The sequence below is a fragment of the Sulfitobacter sp. S190 genome, assembly GCF_025141935.1.
In the GTDB taxonomy this organism is placed as follows: Bacteria; Pseudomonadota; Alphaproteobacteria; order Rhodobacterales; family Rhodobacteraceae; genus Sulfitobacter.
The window spans coordinates 2,084,932-2,105,635 of sequence record NZ_CP081120.1 but is presented as its reverse complement, the minus strand read 5'-3'; the positions used below and the strand labels follow the sequence as shown (position 1 = coordinate 2,105,635).

Sequence of the window (20,704 nt, the reverse complement as noted above, 5' to 3'; positions counted from 1 at the left end):
GGATCTTCTGAATGGAAAACCCGCTCTACGATACGTTGTTTGGCCAACACGCGGGCAGCAGCGCCGTGTTCTTGCGCCTTCCCGACGGGCAGACCCTCAGCTATGCCGGATTTCTGGAGCTGGCGGCGCAGTATGCCGGATGTCTGACCGGTCTGGGCCTCAAGGCGGGGGACAGGGTCGCGGTGCAGATCGAGAAATCCCCGCAGGCGCTTGCGGTCTATGCGGCCTGCGTGCAGGCCGGATTGGTCTTTTTGCCGCTCAACACGGCCTATACCGCCGATGAAGTGTCCTATTTCGTGGAAAACAGCGGCGCGGGCGTTCTTCTGTGCGACGGGTCCAAGCGGGAGGATCTCGGGCCGATTGCCGCGCGGTGCAGTGCAAAGCTCGAGACGCTTGATGCAGATGGCACCGGCAGCTTTGCGGATGGCGCGGCGCAGCTTTCGCAAACCTTCGAAACCGTGTCCCGCAGCATCGATGATCTGGCTGCCTTTCTCTATACCTCCGGCACGACGGGGCGGTCGAAAGGGGCCATGCTCAGCCAGGGCAACCTGCTGTCGAATGCCAAGACGCTGCGCGACGAATGGCGCTTTACCACCGACGATGTGTTGCTGCATGCGCTGCCGATCTTCCACACCCACGGTCTGTTCGTGGCCAGCAACATCACACTGCTCGCGGGGGGGCAAATGGTGTTCCTGCCCAAGTTCGATCTGGACCAGATGATTGCGCATCTGCCGCAGGCCACCACGATGATGGGCGTGCCGACCTTCTACACCCGATTGCTGGGCGATGACCGGTTCACCAAGGACCTCGCTGCGCATATGAGGCTTTTCGTGTCTGGCAGTGCGCCTTTGTTGGCGGAAACGCATGCGCAATTCGAAAGCCGTACGGGGCACCGCATACTGGAACGCTATGGCATGACGGAAACGAATATGAACACCTCGAACCCCTACGACGGGGAGCGGCGCGCCGGGACGGTCGGCTTCCCGCTGCCCGGGGTGGAATTGAAGATCACGGACAGCAAGACCGCAGAGACCTTGCCGAAGGGCGAAATCGGCGAGATCGAGGTGCGTGGCCCCAATGTGTTTCAGGGGTATTGGCAGATGCCCGAAAAAACCGCCGAAGAGCTGCGCAGTGACGGGTTCTTCATCACCGGTGATCTGGGCCGGATCGACGAGGACGGATACGTCAGCATTGTCGGGCGCAACAAGGATCTGATCATCTCGGGCGGATACAACATCTATCCCAAGGAAATCGAGCTGCTGCTTGATGATCAGGACGGTGTGCTGGAAAGCGCGGTCATCGGGGTGCCGCATGCCGATTTCGGCGAAAGCGTTTTGGGCATCCTTGTCGCAATGCCGGATACGACGCTGAATCTGGAGGGCATTGCCGCGCAGGTGGCGACGTCATTGGCCCGCTTCAAGCAGCCCCGCAAGCTGTTGATTGTGCCGGAATTACCCCGAAACACGATGGGCAAAGTACAAAAGAACGTGCTGCGGACCCAATTTGCAAACGCGCTCGACTGACGTTCGCGTGCTGGCATGAGGCGGCCTCAGACCTCGTGCTTGTAATGGCGCAGGTAATTTTCTAGCATTTAGCAACAGACAGCATTCAACAAAGGGAGGGCACTTGCTGACGATGCGTATCATCCGCCGACTTCAGCATGGTCCCCGCGCGGCCCTGTAAATTCGTTTGCAGGGCTGACCAGACATTTCACGATCTGATTTGGTCCGCTCAAAGCCGTTTTTCGGCCCCTTTCGTTTTGATGCGAGACAACAGCAATGACAATTCTGACTGTATCCGGCTTGGGGGTAACCCTTGGCGCCTCTCTCTTTGATGATCTGACATTTACCGTGAACAAGGGCGACCGTATCGGTTTGGTCGCGGCCAATGGCAGCGGAAAAACCACGCTGCTCAGATGTCTGGCCGACCAGAGCGAGCCCACCACCGGCGAGATCACCCGCGCACGTGGATTGCGCATCGGTTATGTGCCGCAGGATGTGCCGCAAACCGCCCTGCGCGAGACACTCTACGATCACGTGCTTGCCGGGTTGCCTCCCGCGCAAGCCGATTACGAAAGCTGGCGGGTCGATGTCGTGCTTGGTGCCTTGAATGTGCCTTACGATCTGCAGCACCAGACCCTCGGCACCCTGAGTGGCGGATGGCAACGCATGGCGGCTTTGGCGGCAGCGTGGGTGATAGAACCCGATGCGCTGTTGATGGATGAACCCACAAACCATCTCGATCTGCAGCGCGTCGGGATGTTGCAAGACTGGCTGGCACAGCTGCCCGCCGATTTGCCGAGTGTCATCACCTCGCACGACCGTGCCTTTCTGGATACCGTGACCAACGCCACCCTGTTCCTGCGCACGAAGGGTTCGCGAAAATTCCAGCTGCCGTTCACGCCCGCGCGCGCGGCGCTCGACGAAGCCGATGCCGCTGATGCGCGCCGGTTCGCCAATGATCTGAACAAGGCCCAGCAGCTGCGCAGACAGGCCGCGAAACTCAAGAATATTGGAATCAACTCCGGTTCCGATCTGCTGATCACCAAGACCAAACAGCTTAGTGCGCGTGCCGAAAAGATGGAGGCCGCGGCAAGACCCGCCCACCGCGAGCATCACGCAGGGGCCATCGCGCTGACCAACAGCGGCACGCACGCGAAGGCGCTGGTGACACTTGACGATGTGCAAATCGAGACACCGGATGGCCGCCCGCTGTACCGGACAGGCCGCAAATGGATCGCGCCGGGCGACAGGATCGTGCTGCTGGGGCCCAACGGCACCGGCAAGACCCGGCTTGTCCGCGCGATTGCGGGGGCTTTCAAGATTCCGCAGGGGGGATTGAAATGCGCGGCATCGATCGTTCCTGCCTATTCGGACCAGCATCTGGCCCAGCTGCCGGATGACGAAACCCCGATGTCCGCGGTGTCGCGCCGGTGCGATATCGCAGATCAGCGGGCGCGGGGCGTTCTGGCCGCAGCAGGCGTGGGCATAGAGATGCAGGATACCCGAATCGGTGCTTTGTCCGGCGGGCAGAAAGCGCGGCTTGCCATGCTGATGCTCCGCTTGCAGAACCCGAATTTCTACCTCTTGGATGAGCCGACCAACCATCTCGATATTGACGGACAAGAAGCGCTCGAAGCGGAGCTTGTGGGGCACCAGACCAGTTGTTTGATTGTGACGCACGACCGCAGCTTTCTGCGCAACGTCGGTAACCGGTTCTGGTTGATTGAGGCCAGTACGCTGCGCGAAGTGGACAGCCCGGAGCCGTTTCTGAACCAACAGATGGGCCGGGATTGATGCCGCGATCGGGATGCGACCGTTGCGGGATGGTTAAGTTGCTGGCAAGATCACCGAACGCCCTGATCCCGGACCCCATGAATGGAGAGTGTGCCAATGTTAAAACCCGCAGTTCTGAGTATTGTACTGGCATTGTTTGCGGCTGGCGCACTCGCGGACAGCGATGCTGAAACCGCCGGTTTGCCCTCCGCGCAGGAGATTGATGTGGAAGCGGCGCAGAAGATTTTTCAAAAATCCTGTCGCGCGTGTCATGGAAACAAGGCGCAAGGGGCCGCGAGTTATCCCGCGCTTGCCGACAAGTCACCCGAGTATATCGCCGAAAAGCTGCGCATTTACCGGTCGGGTGAAAAGATCGGGCCGAATTCCATCCTCATGATCAGCCACGCCAAGAAGCTGTCCGATGAGGACATTGCCAATATCTCGGTCTACGTGGCGACCGCGTTTGATTGAAGATCGCAGCCGAGATCGTTGATACTGCGGCATTTTCTAGCATGACGAGAAATTCGTTGACCGGTCGGCGCGCGCAGACCTATGGTTGAGCCCTCGGCCAGCCGGGACTGATCGTGCCGCCAGGCGCTCCCGGATGGAAATAGCATTCGTCTTCTGGGAGGAAATCATGAAACACGTCACGTCTTTTTCTGCTTTGCCCGCAACCGCCGCATTGCTCGCCGGTACCGCGTTGCTGACAACGGCCGCCTTTGCACAGAGCGGTATGAATACAACCAGTCTGCAACATGAAGTGGTTCTCGACGGGTTGGACAATCCCTGGGACATGGCGTTTCTCGACGATGGCACGATGCTGTTTACCGAAAAATGCCGTGGTCTTTCGGTGCGCATGCCCGATGGCACCGTCACCGCGCTTTACGGCGTCGGAGAGACGGACGGCTATGCGTCCAATGGCACTGATCTGTTTTGCGAAGGGCAGGCGGGCATGATGGGGGTCGCTTTTGATCCCGATTTTGCCAATAACCGCCGGATCTATGTCTATTCGACGTCCAACATGTCCGATCCGCATACGAACCGGTTGATGCGGTTCACCTTGAACGAGGACTTTACGCAAGTCGCCGACCGCACCGATATCGTGGATGATGTGCCCTACAAGATGGCGGCCTCCGATCACCCGTTCGGCGGGCCGGGTGCGCACAACGGCGGGCGCGTGCGATTTGATGCCAACGGGCATCTGTTTTTGACCACGGGCGATACCCACAACGGGCAGGTTCCGCAAAGTCCGACGATGATGGGCTCCAAAGTGTTGCGGATCGACACGGATGGCGCGGCGATCGCGGACAACAGCCCGCCCGAAGGGTTTGACCCCCGCACCTATACCTATGGCCACCGCAACGTTCAGGGGATCGCGTTTCATCCGGAAACGGGCGCGGCGGCCACCGCAGAACACGGGCCCTGGCATTCGGACGAGATCACCGTCTTGCAAAACGGTGGCAACGCCGGGTGGGATCCGCGCCCCAATATGGCGGGCCGCGGCGATTGTCCGGATGACTACTGCGGGTATAGCCCAAATCAGGCCGATGGCATGAACCGTTATGAACGCGCGGCCTTCATGCCGATGACTGACTTCGACACATACCCCGACGCGATGCCACCGATCTGGAACAACAACGGCTGGTCGCAAGGCACCTCTTCGGCGGCCTTTCTGGAGGGCGACGCCTGGGGTGAATGGAACGGTGCGATGGTCGTCGGCATCATGGGCATCGGCTTCGGGGGGACCCCGATCGGCCAGCGCATCGACGTGATCCAGTTCAACGATGACGGCACGGACGTCGAAGACGTGACCGAAATGACCCTGCCGATGGAGCCGGGCCGCTTTCGGTCTGTCGTGATGGGCCCGGACGGCAGCCTGTATACCTCGATCGACGAAGGCATCATCTACAAGCTGACGCCGGGCGGTTAATCGCGGGACAAAGCCCCTGTGACCAGCGTTTCGGGAATTTCGAACCGCTGGTCATCGACCCGCACGAAATAGAACCCTTGTGCGATATGCCAATCGGTGTCTTTTCCAGTGCCGGACATCGTCGCATCACCGCGTAGGAACGCCTTGTTCGAGAACAGGAGCGTTCGCGCGAAACCATTGTCGAAGGTCACTTTGACGGCCGTGGCATCCCCTGCGAGTGCGGCTTGGGCTTCACAGCGGCCCATTGGCTGGCCTTGTTCCTGCGCACAACCGATCTCGGTCATGGCGTCGAACTGACCGGCCCGCGCCTGTGCCTTGGCAGCCGCGACATCCGCGTGGCCCGCGCGTGGCGACAGGGCGATAACAATACTGATGCATAGGCTGGCTTTTCGCACACCAACTCTCCGATAATGGTGCCACACAGTGTTGCGCGATCCGTTCGGCACGGCAAGCCTGCTCAGGTTGTACCCACCGCACCACGCGCGACAAGATCGGCAATGTCGGCATCGGAATAGGACAGCGCCCGCAGCACCGCGCGCGTATCGGCGCCAAGCGGGGGCGGGGGGTGATCCGAGGCGGGCCCATCGGCGCCAAACGGCAAGCCGGCAAATCCGCCGGGACCACGTGTTGCAAATGCGCGGTGTGTGGCGGCGGGCAGTTCCAGCGCTTCCGGCAGGCTGCGCAACCGGGCGCAGGGCACGCCCGCGGCCAGCAGTGTTTCCTCCCAATGATCCGCGCTTTTTGACTGCAAGACATGCACCAAAACATCTGCGAGGGCGCCGCGGTTTTCGTCGCGTGCAGCTGCGGTGGTGAAACGCGGATCAGCGGCCAATTCGGGCCGGGAAAGGGCGCGGCAGAGCGCCTCGAACTGCGCTTGCTCATTGACGCCGAGGCTGATCTGTCCTTCGGCGCAGGCAAAGACGCCGGACGCGGGCGAGCGGCTGTTTGCCGTGTTGCCGCGCGGTTGTGGTGCGATGCCGGTGAGGCGGTAGTCGGCAATTGTCGAGCCCATCAGCGTGAACGCGGTTTCGAGCATGGAGACATCTACGAAACGGCCTGCGCCACTGGTGTGCCGTGCCAGCAGGGCCGAAAGAACGCCAAGCGCGCCAGCGAGCGCGGTCGCGTAGTCGATCACCGGCGCGCCGGTGCGCAAGGGGCCCGTCGTGCGGGTGCCGGTCAGCGCCATCAAACCGCTGATCGCCTGTATGTTGACGTCGTACGCGGGGGCGTCCGACATGGCGTTGCCCCGGCCGTACCCTGTCATCGCGCAATGGATCAGGCGCGGATTGATCGCGCGGGTATGTGTTTCGCTCAGGCCCAGCCGCTGCAGCGTGGCAGGACGGTGGTTTTCGACCAGAACATCCGCGCGTTCCAGCAAACGCGAGAATACCGCGTGGCCCTCGCGCGTTTCGAGATCGATCGCGATGGATTGCTTTCCCGCGCCCTGCGTACGGTAGGCGGTACTCATGCCAGCGGCTGCAGCATCGCGGTCACTGCCGCCACGGTGGCGCATGGCGTCACCGCGCCCAGGACGTTCGACCTTGATGACCTCGGCACCCAGTTGGGCGAGCATATAGGCGCACGCGGGCCCTGCCAGGACATGTGTCCAGTCAATCACCCGTATCCCGTCGAGCGGCGCGCCCATCACACGCTTCCCTGCACGGATGCGTGCCGTTGTCGTGCCAGACGACGCACCCGCAAGACCAACGCGCCGACGCCGATCAGCAGAAATGCCAGCGCGATCGGTCGGGTCACAAAGATCATCAGGCCCGTGTCGCTGAGCAGAAGTGATTGGCGAAACGCCTCTTCCGCGCCGCCCGCAAGAACGAAGGAAATGATGAAAGCGGCGGGGTTGAAGTCGAGCTTGCGCATGCCCCAACCGGCAAAGCCCGCAGCAACCATGACATAGACGTCGAACAGATTGCCCCGCGAGGTATAGGCCGCAACGAATGCAGTCAGGAAAATAACGGGATACAGCACCTGCGCCGGTATGCGCGTGATGAAACGCCCCACAAACGCAGCGCCGAAGTAACCGATGACACCGTACATGGCGATGCCGATCAGGCCGCAGGCAAAAAGGGCAAAGATCAGATCGCGGCTGGTGAGAAAAAGCGCAGGCCCGATCTGGATCCCGTGGATCAGGAATACGCCGATCAGGATCGCGCCGATGGTCGATCCCGGTATCCCCAGTGTCAGAAGCGGGGCCATCGAGGGGCCGCTGACCGCGTTATTGGCCGCTTCGGGAGCGGCAATCCCTTCGAGCGCACCGCGACCCCACGCCTGCGGATCACGCGCGCGCCGCTTTCCCTCGCCGTAGGCCACGAAGGCGGCGATCGCGGATCCCAAACCCGGCAGCATGCCGATAAAAGCGCCGATAAACGACGATCTGACGACATGGGGAATACACGGTTTGTATTCGGCCCAGCTCAGCGTGTTGTCGGAAGGATCACCGGGGGACGCTGCCGCCAGCGCGGGTTGGTTTTGCCGCGTCTCAAGCTGGGAAAAAACCTCACCCAGCACGAAGATACCGATCATCAGGGGGACCAGCGAAATGCCGTTGGTCAGGTCGAAACTGCCAAAGGTGAACCTTTCGGTCGCGCTGATCGGGTCGAGCCCGACCATGGCCACCAAAATGCCCAGTGCCGCCGAGGCAAGCCCGCGTACAACGGATTTGCCGATCACCGATCCAATCACCACAAAGGCCGCAAAATACACTGCAAACAGCTCGGGTGGTCCAAGGCGCAGGGCAATCGCCGCGATCCATGCAACGCCTGCAATCAAGAGGATTTCGCCCGTCAGATCCCCGATCACAGATGAAATTGTCGCGACCTTCATCGCCTTTGCGGCCTTGCCCTGACGGGCCAGCGGATAGCCGTCCAATTGCGTTGCGGCTGACGCGGCGGTGCCGGGTGTATTGAACAGGATCGCGGCAATCGATCCGCCATACCGCCCCGATTTTCCGATGACATACAAAAATGCCAAAGCGGGAAGCGGCTCCATGTAGAACGTCAGCGGCAACAGCATTGCGATGGCAGCCGAAGCCGTAAGCCCCGGAATGGCCCCCACGATCATGCCCACGACGGACGCAAGCAACACCCACGCCAGCAGGACAGGATCGCCCAGCACCGTCGCCAAGCCCGCAATGATGTCCATCGGTCAATATCCCCCGATCAGGTCAAGCAGGTCGAACCAGCGGCCCAGAGGCGGAAAAACACCCAGACCGACGAAGAATACCAGATGGTAGGCAAGCGGGCACAGGACCGAAGCGGCGCACAGGCCGGCGACCGATCGCACGCCGAACAGCAGCAGGGCGAGAGGTGCCGCGAGTGCAGTGGCGATGAGATAGCCGAAGGCGGAGATCGTCCAGACATAGGCGACTGACAACGCCAGAAGCCCCGCGATGGCCGCAAGATGGGACCGGTCCAGCCGCCGGTCCTTTGCGCTGGCGCGCAATTCGATGACGCCCAGCACGAGCAGGGAAGCGGACGCTGCGAGCGGAAAATACCGCGCACCCCATCGCCCGTATTGGTCAAGCCCGATCGAAAGGCTGGCCGCGGTGGCGCCTATGCCGGTCAGGATCAACGCTGTGCCCACGGCGCGCGCGGCAGGGGCCGGTTCAGGTGTCACCGTCATCCCTGCGATTTCAATGCATCGATGACGGGCTGCGTTTCATCGCGCATCCGGCGCAGGCGCGCTTCGGTATCGGCACCGTTCAGGAAAGCGGGCACATTGCCGCGCTCGCGCATCAGCCCCGCAAATTGATCGGTTTCGGTGATCGCCTTGAGCGCGCTTTCCATTCCTTCGACGATGTCGGGATCTGTGCCCTTGGGCGCGAAGAAAACGATCGGTGATGATACGGCGACGTAGTCGAAGCCCAACTCCGCAAGGGTCGGCACATCGCTGCGCACGGCGTCGCGTTCGGGTGCTGCCAGCGCCAATACGCGCAGCTCGTTCTCGAAACCGGCCGCCTGCTGAATGCCGACAAAGGCGAAATCCACCTGTTCACCTATGACCGCGGCCCGGGTCGGACCACCGCCCTTGAACGGGACGTCCTGCGTATCAAGGGCGTTGCGGTCAAGAAAGCTCTGCCCGGCAACCTGATGGAACCCGCCACGCCCGTTGTGCGCCCACCGCAACGCGCCGGGGTTGGCGCGGGCCGCGTCGACCAGATCCTGCACCGACTGAAACGGGCTGTTGGCAGGAACAATAACTGCGGGCGTCAGATTGCCGATCTGCGCAATGATCTCGAAGCTGTCGAACGGGTCGACATCCGTGTCGCGCAACATCGACGTCAACAGGAACGATCCCGCCGAGGTGACCATCATGGTATTGCCATCGGGGCGGGCGGCAGCGGCTTCGGTCGCACCGGTGATACCTGACGATCCGGGTTTGTTGACGATCACCATCGGGACCGGCAGGATGCCTTCAGCGGACGCTGCCGCCGCGCGGGCCAAGGCGTCTGTACCGCCCCCTGCCGAATAGGGCAGGATTACGTTGATCGGGCGGCGTGGTGTCCATTCCGCCCAAGCGGGTCCCGCCGCCGCAAGAGCCGTTGCCGCAAAGCCGGCCTGCACAAAATCGCGTCTTTTCATGATGTCCTCCCACAGACAGGACGCCCGCAAGCGGAGCGTGTTTTAAATTATGACTGGACCGTAGCAAGCAAATCAAATTAGAAAAAACGCAATTATTGCATCCATAAATCGAATAATTGGAACAATGAACCTCAGATCGCTACGCATCTTTGTCTATATCATGGAAGAAGGCACCCTTGCGCGGGCGGCTGACAGGATGCACCTGAGCCAATCCGCGGCCAGCAGGCAATTGGGGCTTTTGGAACAGGAGTACGGAGTTGCCCTGTTCCACAGGGATCAGAAGCGATTGGTTCCGACACCGCAGGCCGAGCAGTTCTACCCCGAAGCGCTCAGTCTGCTTGCGCAGATTGACGAGCTGCCGTCGGTTTTCGAGCGGATGCGAAAAAGCGGACCCGCTCCTTTGCGTATCGTTTCCCAGACCCGCGTGGCGAACGGGCTGGTCTTGCCCGCGATTGCGGAGTTCGCGCAGCGGTTTCCGGACCAACCGGTGAAACTGGAAATCATGCTGCGCCGTGATCTGGGCAGGCGCATCATGCACCGAAGTTTCGATTTGTGCGTGTCCACACTGCCTTTGCCGGTCGAAATGCCAGAGCCGACACGGTTGGGAGCAGCGCGGTTGTGCGTCGCAGTCCCGCGCGCGCATCCATTGGCCGCCCGCAGGGTCCTGACATCCGACGACGTGAAAGGGGTGCCCTATATCGCGCTGGACGGATCAACCGTGCTGCGCCGCCTGATCGACAGCCGTGTTCAGGGATTGGCAAAACCCGCCTACGAGGTGTCGGTCGGAACGGCCGCCTACCGATTGGTCCATCAGGGTCTCGGGTATACGTTCGCCGATGCAGTTTCGCTTGATCCGGAATTGGCGCAAGAAATTGCGCTTGTGCCGTGGATTGACGAATTGAGTATTGAGTTCGGGTATTTCATGGCCCGACAGAAGGCGACGAACGCCGCATCGCAAACCTTTGGCGAGACCTTGCAGCGTCTGTTCGACGCCAAGGTCCCGCACGGGTAGGCGCGTATCAGTCCGTGGTGGCACCACCCTGTTCGCACAGCCGGTACCCACTTCCCCGAGCGACGATGTCGAGATGAAGATGGTCGTCATGCGCAGCGTTTGATCCGGGGCCCAAGACAGTCGAGAATTCAAGGCAGGCCGCAGCACGAACGGCGTCCTGAAACGCCTCTGCCATTGACCCTTCGGCTTCGCGCGGCTGGACCGCAATTGGGGCACCTTCGTCAAAGCGAAAGCCCATGATATCCATCGCGTTGCCAAACGCATGTTCGGACAGCTTGCCATCGGCGGCGTTGTTGCGCCGCCTGCAGATATAGCCCGATCCGTTTTCAATGACCGCCAACGCGCCGCGATCGTCCAGACGCTGGCTGGCCGGCACCACAAAATCGCGGGCCCATGCCGCGACGGCAACGGCGGTGGGGCATCGCAGGGTCGCTGCGGGTTCAATCGCGATATCCCCCTCAAGCTGTGTCACCTCGACGGGGCGCAGGATGCCGCAATCGCGGTCGTTTTCCGGGATGATCGCGGCGATTTCGGTATAGGTCACGCCCATGTCATCAAGTTGGGAGAGGCAGGTGGCATATGCCTCATCGTCCAGCCGCAGAAGATCGCGTGCGCCTGCCGAAACCAATTCGGTCGAAGGCGTGGGCTGCGGCTTTGGCGGAGGCGCGCTTGCTTCGGCGGCAGGTCTGTTCTCGGGCAAAGGGGACACGTCGGGGGCCAGTTCCTGCGCGGCCAGCGGTGCCGCGCAGATCAGGGGTATGACGCAAAAACGCATCATTCGACAAATTCGACGGAAACGCCCTGAGATACGAGAAAGGCAAGCTCTTCCACATCCCAGTTGGAGAACCGCACGCAGCCGTGACTGTCATTTTCGAAAAGTTTGGCGGGGGTGTCCGTCCCGTGAAGGCCGTAGGTGGGTTTCGACAAATCAATCCAGACCGTTCCCACCGGACCATTCGGACCCGGTGGCAGGGTCAGTGCCTCTTCCACGCCGTCGGCCACAAAATTCGTGTCAGGTCGATAACTGTAGGTCGGGTCCATCGCGACGGCGACGACCTCTACCTGACCTTCAGGCGACGGGGTCTCTTGCGATCCGATCGCGACAGGATAGCTGGTCAGCATATTCCCTGCGGCATCAAACGCCACGGCGCGACGGTCGGATTTGCGGATTTCCACACGGTCGGCCGTTCCCTCAAGCCGCGCGCCGGGATCGGTAACCATGAGGGTCGATCCCGGTGCAAAACTCGCACCTTCGTTCAAGGCGCGCAGGAAATCCTCGTCCATGTGGAACCGCTCGGCCAACTTTTCGCTGACACGGGTGTATCCCAATTGGTCCAGCTTTGCCTTCTTGGCCACATTGTCAGGGATTTTATCAGTCAGGTTGGCCGCATCCTCTTCAGTGACGGTGTATGACGTGAGGATCGGCGCAGCACTGTCCGCGCCCAAGGCGGCCCAGACGTCTTTGTCCAGCGTGCCATCGACGGGGAAACCCTCGCGTTCTTCAAATCCGCGCAACGCGCTCTCGCTCATCCCGCCCTTGTAGCCGTCGATCACACCGGGCGAGACGCCCGCGCGGTCGAGCAGCACCTGCAATTTGACCGTCACCCCCGACTGGCCCTCGGGCAGGCTGCCGCCATCGTAGGTCGCTGAAGTGATGTCATCGGGTGTCAGGGCAAAAGCGGGACCGGATGCCAGAAGAAGTGCACAGATATGGGAAATTCGCATGATAGGCCTTTTGTTATTTTAAAACCAACGCGGTAGGGGCCGGTTGGTTCACCTGATCGACTTTATTTTTTCGAACGCACCTAAAGCGGTACCGCGCGTGGCCCTTTGCTGTACTGGGGCAGTCCGGTGCGGGTTGCTTTCGGTCGGAAATGGATGTGTTGTGTCCGCAAAGCTGTCCGGGAAGGCGAGAATGAAGACCGGAAAGCAAAGCGTTGCCAAATATGCGGGGACCGGCCATGCGGATCGATAATCTACAGTATGCAAACTGGTCCGAGAAAATCTTTCGCCAGATGCGCGAAGGACGGGTCGATGCTGTCCATGTGACCATCGCCTACCACGAAAATTTTCGCGAAACGGTGCTGAACTTCGAGCGGTGGAACCGCTGGTTCGAGCAATATCCAGACCTGATCATGAAGGGCCAATGGGCCAGCGACATCGACAGGGCGCGTGAAACGGGCCGCACCGCGATATTCTTCGGGTTCCAGAACCCCAGCCCGATCGAAGACGATATCGGACTGGTTGAAATCGTGCACACGTTGGGGGCGCGGTTTATGCAATTGACCTACAACAACCAATCCTTGCTCGCCACAGGCTGTTACGAGGCCGAGGACACCGGCATCACTCGAATGGGAAAACAGGTCATCCGCGAAATGAACCGTGTCGGGCTTGTCGTCGATATGAGCCATTCTGCCGATCGCTCGACCATCGAGGCGGCAGATCTCTCCGAACGGCCTATCGCAATTACCCACGCCAACCCGTATGAATGGTCGCCCGCGCTGCGCAACAAGAGGGACGACGTGATCCGTGCGGTGACCGAAAATGGCGGTATGCTTGGCTTTTCCGTTTATCCCCACCATCTGCGTGACAAGTCCGATTGCACATTGCAGAGTTTTTGCGAAATGATCGCGCGCACGGCGGAAAAATTCGGTGCGGAGCATTTGGGGATCGGTACCGACCTGTGTCAGGACCAGCCCGACAGTATCGTAGAGTGGATGCGCGTCGGTCGCTGGAGCAAGGAGATCGACTACGGCGAAGGCTCTGCGGCCGCTCCCGGCTTTCCGCCCATGCCGACATGGTTCAAGGACAACCGTGACTTTGATCAAATCGAAGCGGGCTTGCGGGCAATTGGCCTGAACGACGAAGAGGTCGCAGGGATCATGGGCGGCAACTGGTACCGATTTTACGCAGAGAATTTCACGGCCATGGCGTGAGGCCATCATTCGAACCGCCGGGTCGGCCGAGAGTTGATGCGGACGGTGAGGTTCGCCTTCTAGAGAATTGAAAATAATGCGCTTTGGTTTGATATAGCATTTTTCGGCGTGTAAATGCGGCGGGTGCCCGAAGTTGGGTGCAGTTCACCTTTGCTGGATGCAAAAATACGTAGATAATTCAATTTCTTGCAGCTGCATCATGAAGTGGATCTAGCCCCGCTGTCCTGCACCTACAGGACGATTAACCTTGCTTAGAATCGCTTTGATGTTTTCAGTCGTGGGCATGGCCTACGGACACTGAGGTGTCTGCCGCTTTGCTGCAGGGCGTGCGCAATTATGCGCTGTCGCACCAACTTGCCGCTGTGTCGGTTCGATTTGGCCCAATAGGACGATCCCGCAAACGGGGCGACCAGCCAAACAAGGAGGAATTTTATGAACCTTAGACCAGATCCGACCTTCCACGCGTCACCGAAGCTGGCCATGCAGGCCCCAATCGAAAACTTTGCCTTCACCGTGATGCTCAGCCCCGACGGGTCCCAATCAGACGGGATTGCGGTCATTGACCTCAAACCCGGATCGGACACCTACGGCGAGATCGTGCATCAGGTGATCGTTCCCAACAAAGGTGATGAATTCCACCACTTTGGCTGGAACGCCTGTTCCTCGTCCCTGTCGCCGCTGACAGGCCATGCCTTTCTCGAGCGCCGCTATCTGATTGTGCCGGGCATCCGGTCCTCGCGGATTTACGTGATCGACGTCAAAGAGCCGCTCAAGGCGAAAATCCACAAGACAATCGAACCCGAAGAGCTGTTTGCCAAGACAGGGTATTCGCGGCCCCACACAATCCACTGCGGCCCGGAAGGCATCTATGTGTCGTGCCTTGGCGGCGGCGGCGAAGACGGGACAGATGGCCCCCCCGGCATTTTCATCATGGACTGCGAGACCTTCGAGATCATCGGCCAGTACGAGATGGACCGCGGCAAACAGGACAAGCACTACGACTTTTGGTGGAACCTGCCGCAGGATTACATGGTCAGCTCCGAGTGGGGATTGCCTCCGCAGTTCGAAAACGGGGTCGTGCCCGAGGATTTGCTTAGCAACAAATACGGCCACTCGATCCATTTCTGGGATTTGCGCGCACGCAAGAACATTCAGACGATCGATTTTGGTGAAAATTACCAGATGGCGCTCGAAATCAGGCCCGCGCACGACCCGACCAAATCCTACGGTTTCTGCGGTGTCGTTGTGGATACGACCAATCTGCAAGGTGCCATATTTACGTGGTGGCGGGGCGACGACGGGACATGGCAGGCGAAAAAGACGATCACCATCGACCCGCGGCCCGAAAAGCCCGAAAATCTGCCGCCGCTTTTGCAAGGCTTCGAAGCGGTGCCACCGCTTGTCACTGACATCGATTTGTCTCTTGATGACAAATATCTCTATGTCGCGTGCTGGGGGCTGGGCGAAATGCACCAGTATGACGTATCCGACCCCATGAACCCGGTGCTTGCGGGCAAGGTCGAACTGGGCGGTGTGGCGCGCGGTACGAAACACCCCAATGGCAAGGATTTTGCCTATGGGCCGCAAATGGTCGAGATCAGCCGCGACGGCAAGCGGGTCTACTGGACGAATTCGCTTTATTCGACGTGGGATGACCAATTCTACCCCGACGACGAAGGCGGGCAGATGGTGATGGCAGATGTGGGGGAAAACGGCGGTCTTACCCTGAACCAAGATTTCTACATCAACTTTCCCGAAGGGCTGCGCTCGCACCAGATCCGACTTGAAGGGGGCGATTGTTCCACCGACAGCTTCTGCTATCCGTCCGTCTAGCGGATGATCGACGCCACGTCCGTGACAGCCCTTTGGTGGGCTGTCATTTTTTCCGGCCTGTACCACGGGATCAATCCCGGTATGGGATGGCCGTTGGCCGTTTCGGCGGCGCTGATGGAGCTGCGTCACCGCGCATTGCCACGCGCGCTGGGGTTGCTGGCGTTGGGGCATTTCGTGGCGATGATCGGCATCCTGCTGCCGTTCTCGCTGATGCTGGTGCTTGTCGATTGGGAACGCGAAATCCGGATCGGCGCAGGCGTTCTGGTGATCGGCATGGGGATTTATCTGCTGATCAACCGTCGCCATCCGCGCATTCTGGCACGGGTTCATCCCGCGCGGCTGATTCTCTGGTCGTTTCTCGCTGCGATGGCCCACGGCGCGGGGCTGATGCTGGTGCCGATTTATCTAGGGATTTGCGCCATTGCGGCCGATGACATGGGCCATCAGGCCGCCCAGATGTTGATGGGGGGCAATCTTGGCACTGCTTTTGCCGTCGCGGCCGTGCATACGCTGTCGATGACGGTTGCCGGCGGCGTGATTGCGGTCGTGATTTACCTCTGGCTCGGTCTCAAATTTCTGTCACGTACCTGGTTCAACCTTGATCTACTATGGGCCTTCAGCCTGATCGCCGTTGGGGCATTCGGGCTCTATTCGGCCATTGCCGGTCACTAGGTTCTTTCAATCTTGCGTTTGCGCTTCACGCACCAGAAGTAATGCGGCAGTCGCACTCGCGACAGAAAGCGCCATGCCTGCCCATGCGGCAAGGGCAAACCCCGCAATCAGATCATCGGCCCATCCGATCAGCACGATGCCCAGAAGGGCTGTCGCCACCAGCCCCGCGATCCGCGAGATCGCGTTATTGATGCCGGAGGCCACGCCGGTATAGCGCGCACCTGCGCTGTTGAGCACTGCAGTCGTCAGGGGCGCGACAGAGGTCGCCATGCCGATCGCCATCAGGATCAGCGCCGGAAACAACAACCCCCAGTAGGACAGTGTGTCGCCCGCAGCGCGCGAGAACACGAAGAACCCCGCAGCCACGCAAAGCGATCCGAAGCCCAGAAGCGTTCTCGTGCCAAACCGGTCGGCAAGCGCTCCTCCCGCGAAGCGGGACAGCAGCCCCATCACCATAGGGAAGGGCAGGATTGCGGCGCCGGCCGCCGTCGCACTATAGCCCAGTTCGCGGATGAGGACGTAGGGCAGCAGAACCAGAAGTCCGCCAAGCGCGGCGTAGAGGAACAGTGTCAGCAACGACAGGCCGACAAAGGTCTTGTTGGTAAAGAGCGCCAGCGGCGTCATGGCCCGCGTGCCTTTGTGCTTCTCGACCGTGACGAACAATCCGGCCAGCATGATCCCCGACACGAGCGTCGCGCCCACCAATGGTGTAGCGCCGCGTTCGGGCAGCGCGATCAACGCGTAAATCAGCGCAAGCAGGGCCGCACCCGACAGGGCGGCACCGGTCCAGTCAAGGGGGGCGACCTCATCCGCGGCGGCTTTGCTCTCGCGCACGGATCGACGTGCGACGATTACCGCATAGCCCGCCAACGGCACAACGGCCGCGAATGCCCATCGCCAGCTGGCCAGATCGACAATCACGCCACCGGCAAGCGGAGCGATTGCCCCCGCCGCGGCGCCCGCTGCGGCCCAAGTGCCAATCGCGGTGCCGCGTGCGCGGCCCGAGAACCCGTCCGCGATAATCGCCAGTGACGTCGGCGCCAGCATCGCGGCCCCGATCCCTTCGAACGCGCGCCCGATCAGAAAAACGGGAAAGCTCCACGCCACGGCACACAGCAGACAGGCCAGAAGGAAGACAACCAGACCGGCCATGAACACCCGCTTGCGCCCGTAATGATCGCCCAGAGCGCCGCCGATCAGCACAAACGCCCCCAGCGGCAGGAGGTAGGCGTTGACGATCCACTGGGCGCCGGTTGCGCCGACGCCAAATTCGGTCTGCATTTGCGGCAAGGCGACGTTGATGATCGAGCCGACGATGAACGCGAGGCTCGATCCGAGGATGGTTGCAACGAGCGTGCCGTTCTGGTCGGGACAATCGCCGCGCGCGGGATCAACGGCGGTGCCGGTCGCGGTACAGGGAAGCGGGAGTGTGGTGCTCATGCCCGCAGGCTACACCGGAAGTGCATCCAAGTCGCGCAGATTGAAGCGGTCATGACATAAATGCGCGGGGCTATTGCGCGGTGGCGGTCTGAAGCATGTCGGCCAGCTTCATCCGCTGGATTTTTCCCGACGGTCCTTTTGGCAATTCGGCCATCACGTGCACCAGATCGGGGGATTTGAACGCGCCCAGACGATCATGGCAAAGCGCGATCAGATCGTCAGCCGCCAGTGTCGCTTCAGGCCGCAGGGCCACCGCCGCCTCAACGGTTTCGCCGTAGCGCGGACAGGCCCGCGCGAAGGCTGCGGCCTCGACCACATCGGGATGCCCGTAGAGCACTTCGTCGATTTCGCGTGGCGCGATGTTTTCGCCCCCTTTGATGATCAACTCCTTCAGGCGCCCCGTCACAAAAACGTAGCCGTCCGCGTCGATCCGGCCCAGATCGCCTGTGCGCAGCCAATCGCCCACGAACGTCGCCGCCGTGGCGTCGGGGTTGAACAGGTATTCCGCCATCACGTTCGGGCCGCGAATGGCGATTTCGCCCTCTGTATCGACGGGAGCGTCTGTCATGTCGGGTGCAAGAATGCGGACTTCGTTGCCGTAGGCGCGCCCGGGTGATCCGATTTTGCGCATCGCCGGGGGCAGGGGGTTCGACAGGATCTGCGCCGCGGTCTCGGTCAGCCCCATCGTCTCGATAATGGGCACGCCGAAACGCTTCTCGAACGCGGTTTGCGTCTCGATCGCCAGCGCCGACGATGCGGAACGGCCGAAGCGCAGGCGCGCACACAGTGCGTCCGTCGGGTCGGTCTGCCCGTGCAGCAGGTGGCTGATGATCGTCGGCACAACCGAAAACCACGTGATCCCGGCGCTGTCGGCCTGATCCCAGAACGCGCGGGCGGAGAAGCGGGACACCATGGCGAGCGACCCGCCGGAGACCAGCGCGCCCATGACGGTCACGCACAGGCCGTTGATGTGGTAGATCGGCAGTACACAAAACCCCCGGTCGCGTGGCCCGAGATCATGCGCAACCGCGGTCGTCCACCCTCCGGCAAGCAGGCTCGCATGGGTGTGCACAACGCCTTTGGGCCGCCCCGTCGTGCCAGAGGTATACATCAGCAGGGCGTGATCCGCAGATGCGAGCGGATGCAACGCCGTCTGGTCCGCGGGGTCAAACTGCGCCGGATCCAGCACGTGCATCGCCGCGGGCGCGGCTGCGTCGAAGGCGCTGCGCTGATCGGGATGCACAAAGGCGAAGCGCGCGCGCGAATGCGCCAGCGCATAGGCGATTGCATCGGGTCCGGCGGCAAGGTTGATCATCGTGGCGCGGAACCCGCCATATAGCGTGGCGTAGAGCGCTTCGACCCCCGCCTTGCCGTTGGGGTGAACGATGGCCACGCTTTCGCCCTTGCCTATGCCTCGTCCCACCATGACGCGGGCCATCGCGGCAGCCGTGTCCCGCAGTTCTGACCATTCCAGCCTTTCCCCGGTTTCGGGAAACACGATCGCGGTGCCGCCCTCTTGCGCCCGCGCATCGAGCCAGTCGCGCACCGTGCCCTCGGGGGGGACCTGCGCCGAAAAGATCATTTGCCGACCTCGGCCCAGTACCCCGCGAATATCTCCTCGGGCGCAGGCTCGTGACCGGGTATTTCACGCACGATCTTGGTCGTTTGCATGAAATGGCGCCAATGCACATTCGTATCAATGGAATTGCCGCCCCACGATCCGCAGCCCATCGACAGCGAAAACGGCATGCCGTTGGTGAAAGCCCCGCCCGTCGCAAATGTGTGGGCCTGATTGACGATAACGCGGCTGGTGGGGATCGCCTTGGCCAAGGTCAGAATATGGTCGTCATCGGCTGTGTGGATCCCGACAGAGTGTCCGCGCCCCTGATGCAACTGGATATCGCGCGTGATCCGGACCGCGGCATCGAAATCGGCCGCGCGGTAAACCGTCAGCACGCGGCTGAGCTTTTCGCCCGACAGAGGATGATCGCTGCCGATCCCGCGGCTTTCCACCGCGATGTATTTCGTACCCGCGGGGACGTCGTTCTCAAGCCCCAGGGCCGCGATCATCTCGTCCGCATCGCGCGCGATTGCCGCAGGGTTCAGATGGCCTTTGACCCAGAGTTTGTCGGTGACTTTCGTCTCGTCACGGACAAGCGCACCACCCGTGCGTGCCATCTCGTCCACGAAAGCGTCGTAAACGGCGTCCAGCACCACGACCGAATTCTCTGAAGAACAGGACGTGGCATTATCGAACGTCTTGGACGCGCAGATCTTGTCTGCGGCAGCGGCAAGATCGGCAGTGCTGTCGACAATCACGGTGACGTTGCCCGCGCCGACGGCCAAGGCGGGCGTGCCGGATGTATAGGCCCGTCTGACATTGTTTTGTGACCCCGTCACCACGATCAGATCGGAGATTTCGAGCAATCGCTGCGTCTTGTCCTTGGACCCGCGACCGGGGATCATCTGGACCAGATCGCGGTCGATCCCGGCTTTGTCAAACTCCGCATGGATGTAGTCCAGCAGCGCCTCGCAGGTCGGCACGCCCTTGGGCGAGGGCGATACCACGATGGCATTGCCGCATTTCAGCGCGTTGATGATGTTATTGGCGGGGGTCGCGCCGGGGTTGGTCGACGGGACCACCGCGCCGATCACGCCAATCGGGCGGGCGATTTCCGTGATGCCGGTGGCTGGATCGTCCTTTATCACGCCATAGGTTCTGGCCGACGATATGTCGCGCAGCAAACCCAGCGTCTTGCGGTGGTTTTTCGTAATCTTGTCGGGCACATTTCCCAGCCCGGTGGTTTCGACCGCCAGTTCGGCGAGGTGCCGGTTGCGGTCGGGGTCCATGATCGCCCATCCCGCGGCCAATGCGGCGCGGTCGTAGAGTGCCTGACTCCCACCGGCTTCGAAGCGGGCCTGTGCGGCACGCGCACGCGCGACGATTGCGTCAACTTCTGCGAGGGCGTCGGGGGCGTTCATGGTCATTTCCTTTCGGGTAAAAGAGGGCGCAG

Annotated in this window: 18 protein-coding genes; 8 read left to right on the top strand and 10 right to left on the bottom strand. The window is 61.2% G+C overall.

What is annotated here, in order from left to right; translation table 11 throughout:
* The first annotated feature begins 11 nt into the window (after nt 1-11).
* From K3756_RS10655 to K3756_RS10640, 4 genes are all read left to right on the top strand, one after another.
* A complete protein-coding gene (locus K3756_RS10655; RefSeq protein WP_259987222.1) occupies nt 12-1,523 on the top strand; it encodes a malonyl-CoA synthase in 1,512 nt (503 codons plus the stop codon).
* A 255-nt stretch (nt 1,524-1,778) separates the two neighbouring features.
* Nucleotides 1,779-3,296 (top strand): ABC-F family ATP-binding cassette domain-containing protein, encoded by a 1,518-nt coding sequence (locus tag K3756_RS10650; protein WP_259987221.1) that lies wholly within the window; start codon nt 1,779-1,781, stop codon nt 3,294-3,296.
* A 96-nt stretch (nt 3,297-3,392) separates the two neighbouring features.
* Nucleotides 3,393-3,746 (top strand): c-type cytochrome, encoded by a 354-nt coding sequence (locus K3756_RS10645; protein ID WP_259987219.1) that lies wholly within the window; start codon nt 3,393-3,395, stop codon nt 3,744-3,746.
* Nucleotides 3,747-3,879: 133 nt separating this feature from the next.
* Complete coding sequence (locus K3756_RS10640) at nt 3,880-5,205, top strand: sorbosone dehydrogenase family protein (protein ID WP_259987217.1); 1,326 nt, start codon at nt 3,880-3,882, stop codon at nt 5,203-5,205.
* Here the strand turns inward: K3756_RS10640 and K3756_RS10635 are convergent.
* The 5 genes from K3756_RS10635 to K3756_RS10615 all read right to left on the bottom strand — a co-directional run bounded on the left by K3756_RS10635 (nt 5,202) and on the right by K3756_RS10615 (nt 9,797).
* Nucleotides 5,202-5,600 (bottom strand): hypothetical protein, encoded by a 399-nt coding sequence (locus K3756_RS10635; RefSeq protein ID WP_259987215.1) that lies wholly within the window; start codon nt 5,598-5,600, stop codon nt 5,202-5,204. The two genes, K3756_RS10640 and K3756_RS10635, sit on opposite strands and share 4 nt — an antisense overlap.
* Nucleotides 5,601-5,662: 62 nt before the next feature.
* Entirely contained in the window at nt 5,663-6,850 is a 1,188-nt protein-coding gene (locus tag K3756_RS10630; protein ID WP_259987213.1) for a CaiB/BaiF CoA-transferase family protein, read from the bottom strand.
* Nucleotides 6,850-8,358 carry a tripartite tricarboxylate transporter permease gene (locus tag K3756_RS10625; RefSeq protein ID WP_259987211.1) on the bottom strand — a complete coding sequence of 503 codons (1,509 nt, stop codon included), beginning with the start codon at nt 8,356-8,358 and terminating at the stop codon, nt 6,850-6,852. The genes K3756_RS10630 and K3756_RS10625 overlap by 1 nt, the downstream gene beginning before the upstream one ends.
* Before the next feature lie 3 nt (nt 8,359-8,361).
* The gene (locus tag K3756_RS10620) at nt 8,362-8,838 is read right to left on the bottom strand and encodes a tripartite tricarboxylate transporter TctB family protein (RefSeq protein ID WP_259987210.1); all 477 of its coding nucleotides are present in this window, start codon (nt 8,836-8,838) and stop codon (nt 8,362-8,364) included.
* Nucleotides 8,835-9,797, bottom strand: coding sequence for a tripartite tricarboxylate transporter substrate binding protein (locus K3756_RS10615; protein ID WP_259987209.1), 963 nt, complete (start codon nt 9,795-9,797; stop codon nt 8,835-8,837). Before K3756_RS10615 ends, K3756_RS10620 begins: the two co-directional genes overlap by 4 nt.
* Nucleotides 9,798-9,921: 124 nt before the next feature.
* Between K3756_RS10615 and K3756_RS10610 the strand changes: the two genes are divergently transcribed.
* The gene (locus tag K3756_RS10610; protein WP_259987208.1) at nt 9,922-10,809 is read left to right on the top strand and encodes a LysR family transcriptional regulator; all 888 of its coding nucleotides are present in this window, start codon (nt 9,922-9,924) and stop codon (nt 10,807-10,809) included.
* A 7-nt stretch (nt 10,810-10,816) separates the two neighbouring features.
* On the opposite strand, the gene K3756_RS10605 is transcribed toward K3756_RS10610, so the two are convergent.
* Together K3756_RS10605 and K3756_RS10600 are read right to left on the bottom strand one after the other, a co-directional pair.
* The gene (locus tag K3756_RS10605) at nt 10,817-11,587 is read right to left on the bottom strand and encodes an extensin family protein (RefSeq protein ID WP_259987207.1); all 771 of its coding nucleotides are present in this window, start codon (nt 11,585-11,587) and stop codon (nt 10,817-10,819) included.
* Nucleotides 11,584-12,534, bottom strand: a complete 951-nt coding sequence (locus K3756_RS10600) for a L,D-transpeptidase (RefSeq protein ID WP_259987206.1) — start codon at nt 12,532-12,534, stop codon at nt 11,584-11,586. Before K3756_RS10600 ends, K3756_RS10605 begins: the two co-directional genes overlap by 4 nt.
* 236 nt (nt 12,535-12,770) lie before the next feature.
* Here K3756_RS10600 and K3756_RS10595 point away from each other — a divergent pair, with 236 nt between their 5' ends.
* From K3756_RS10595 to K3756_RS10585, 3 genes are all read left to right on the top strand, one after another.
* On the top strand, nt 12,771-13,745 hold the full coding sequence (locus K3756_RS10595; RefSeq protein WP_259987205.1) for a dipeptidase: 975 nt from the start codon (nt 12,771-12,773) through the stop codon (nt 13,743-13,745).
* A gap of 432 nt (nt 13,746-14,177) precedes the next feature.
* The gene (locus tag K3756_RS10590; protein ID WP_259987204.1) at nt 14,178-15,578 is read left to right on the top strand and encodes a selenium-binding family protein; all 1,401 of its coding nucleotides are present in this window, start codon (nt 14,178-14,180) and stop codon (nt 15,576-15,578) included.
* Between the two features lie 3 nt (nt 15,579-15,581).
* Nucleotides 15,582-16,250: a hypothetical protein gene (locus K3756_RS10585; protein WP_259987202.1), complete on the top strand. Its 669-nt coding sequence runs from the start codon at nt 15,582-15,584 to the stop codon at nt 16,248-16,250.
* 6 nt (nt 16,251-16,256) lie between these two features.
* Here K3756_RS10585 and K3756_RS10580 read toward each other — a convergent pair whose 3' ends face one another.
* From K3756_RS10580 to sauS, 3 genes are all read right to left on the bottom strand, one after another.
* Nucleotides 16,257-17,690, bottom strand: coding sequence for an MFS transporter (locus K3756_RS10580; RefSeq protein WP_259987200.1), 1,434 nt, complete (start codon nt 17,688-17,690; stop codon nt 16,257-16,259).
* Between the two features lie 70 nt (nt 17,691-17,760).
* Nucleotides 17,761-19,272, bottom strand: a complete 1,512-nt coding sequence (locus K3756_RS10575) for an AMP-binding protein (RefSeq protein WP_259987199.1) — start codon at nt 19,270-19,272, stop codon at nt 17,761-17,763.
* Nucleotides 19,269-20,672 (bottom strand): acylating sulfoacetaldehyde dehydrogenase, encoded by a 1,404-nt coding sequence (gene sauS / locus K3756_RS10570; RefSeq protein ID WP_259987197.1) that lies wholly within the window; start codon nt 20,670-20,672, stop codon nt 19,269-19,271. The genes K3756_RS10575 and sauS overlap by 4 nt, the downstream gene beginning before the upstream one ends.
* Nucleotides 20,673-20,704: the final 32 nt, after the last annotated feature.

Excerpts from the sequence above, each read along its gene's own strand:
- K3756_RS10580 (WP_259987200.1), bottom strand. The coding sequence starts at position 17,690 with ATGAGCACCACACTCCCGCTTCCCTGTACCGCGACCGGCACCGCCGTT.
- K3756_RS10655 (WP_259987222.1), top strand. The coding sequence starts at position 12 with ATGGAAAACCCGCTCTACGATACGTTGTTTGGCCAACACGCGGGCAGC.
- K3756_RS10600 (WP_259987206.1), bottom strand. The coding sequence starts at position 12,534 with ATGCGAATTTCCCATATCTGTGCACTTCTTCTGGCATCCGGTCCCGCT.
- K3756_RS10645 (WP_259987219.1), top strand. The coding sequence starts at position 3,393 with ATGTTAAAACCCGCAGTTCTGAGTATTGTACTGGCATTGTTTGCGGCT.
- K3756_RS10610 (WP_259987208.1), top strand. The coding sequence starts at position 9,922 with ATGAACCTCAGATCGCTACGCATCTTTGTCTATATCATGGAAGAAGGC.
- K3756_RS10615 (WP_259987209.1), bottom strand. The coding sequence starts at position 9,797 with ATGAAAAGACGCGATTTTGTGCAGGCCGGCTTTGCGGCAACGGCTCTT.
- K3756_RS10590 (WP_259987204.1), top strand. The coding sequence starts at position 14,178 with ATGAACCTTAGACCAGATCCGACCTTCCACGCGTCACCGAAGCTGGCC.
- K3756_RS10640 (WP_259987217.1), top strand. The coding sequence starts at position 3,880 with ATGGAAATAGCATTCGTCTTCTGGGAGGAAATCATGAAACACGTCACG.
- K3756_RS10575 (WP_259987199.1), bottom strand. The coding sequence starts at position 19,272 with ATGATCTTTTCGGCGCAGGTCCCCCCCGAGGGCACGGTGCGCGACTGG.
- K3756_RS10605 (WP_259987207.1), bottom strand. The coding sequence starts at position 11,587 with ATGATGCGTTTTTGCGTCATACCCCTGATCTGCGCGGCACCGCTGGCC.
- K3756_RS10620 (WP_259987210.1), bottom strand. The coding sequence starts at position 8,838 with ATGACGGTGACACCTGAACCGGCCCCTGCCGCGCGCGCCGTGGGCACA.
- sauS (WP_259987197.1), bottom strand. The coding sequence starts at position 20,672 with ATGAACGCCCCCGACGCCCTCGCAGAAGTTGACGCAATCGTCGCGCGT.
- K3756_RS10585 (WP_259987202.1), top strand. The coding sequence starts at position 15,582 with ATGATCGACGCCACGTCCGTGACAGCCCTTTGGTGGGCTGTCATTTTT.
- K3756_RS10625 (WP_259987211.1), bottom strand. The coding sequence starts at position 8,358 with ATGGACATCATTGCGGGCTTGGCGACGGTGCTGGGCGATCCTGTCCTG.
- K3756_RS10650 (WP_259987221.1), top strand. The coding sequence starts at position 1,779 with ATGACAATTCTGACTGTATCCGGCTTGGGGGTAACCCTTGGCGCCTCT.
- K3756_RS10630 (WP_259987213.1), bottom strand. The coding sequence starts at position 6,850 with ATGGGCGCGCCGCTCGACGGGATACGGGTGATTGACTGGACACATGTC.
- K3756_RS10595 (WP_259987205.1), top strand. The coding sequence starts at position 12,771 with ATGCGGATCGATAATCTACAGTATGCAAACTGGTCCGAGAAAATCTTT.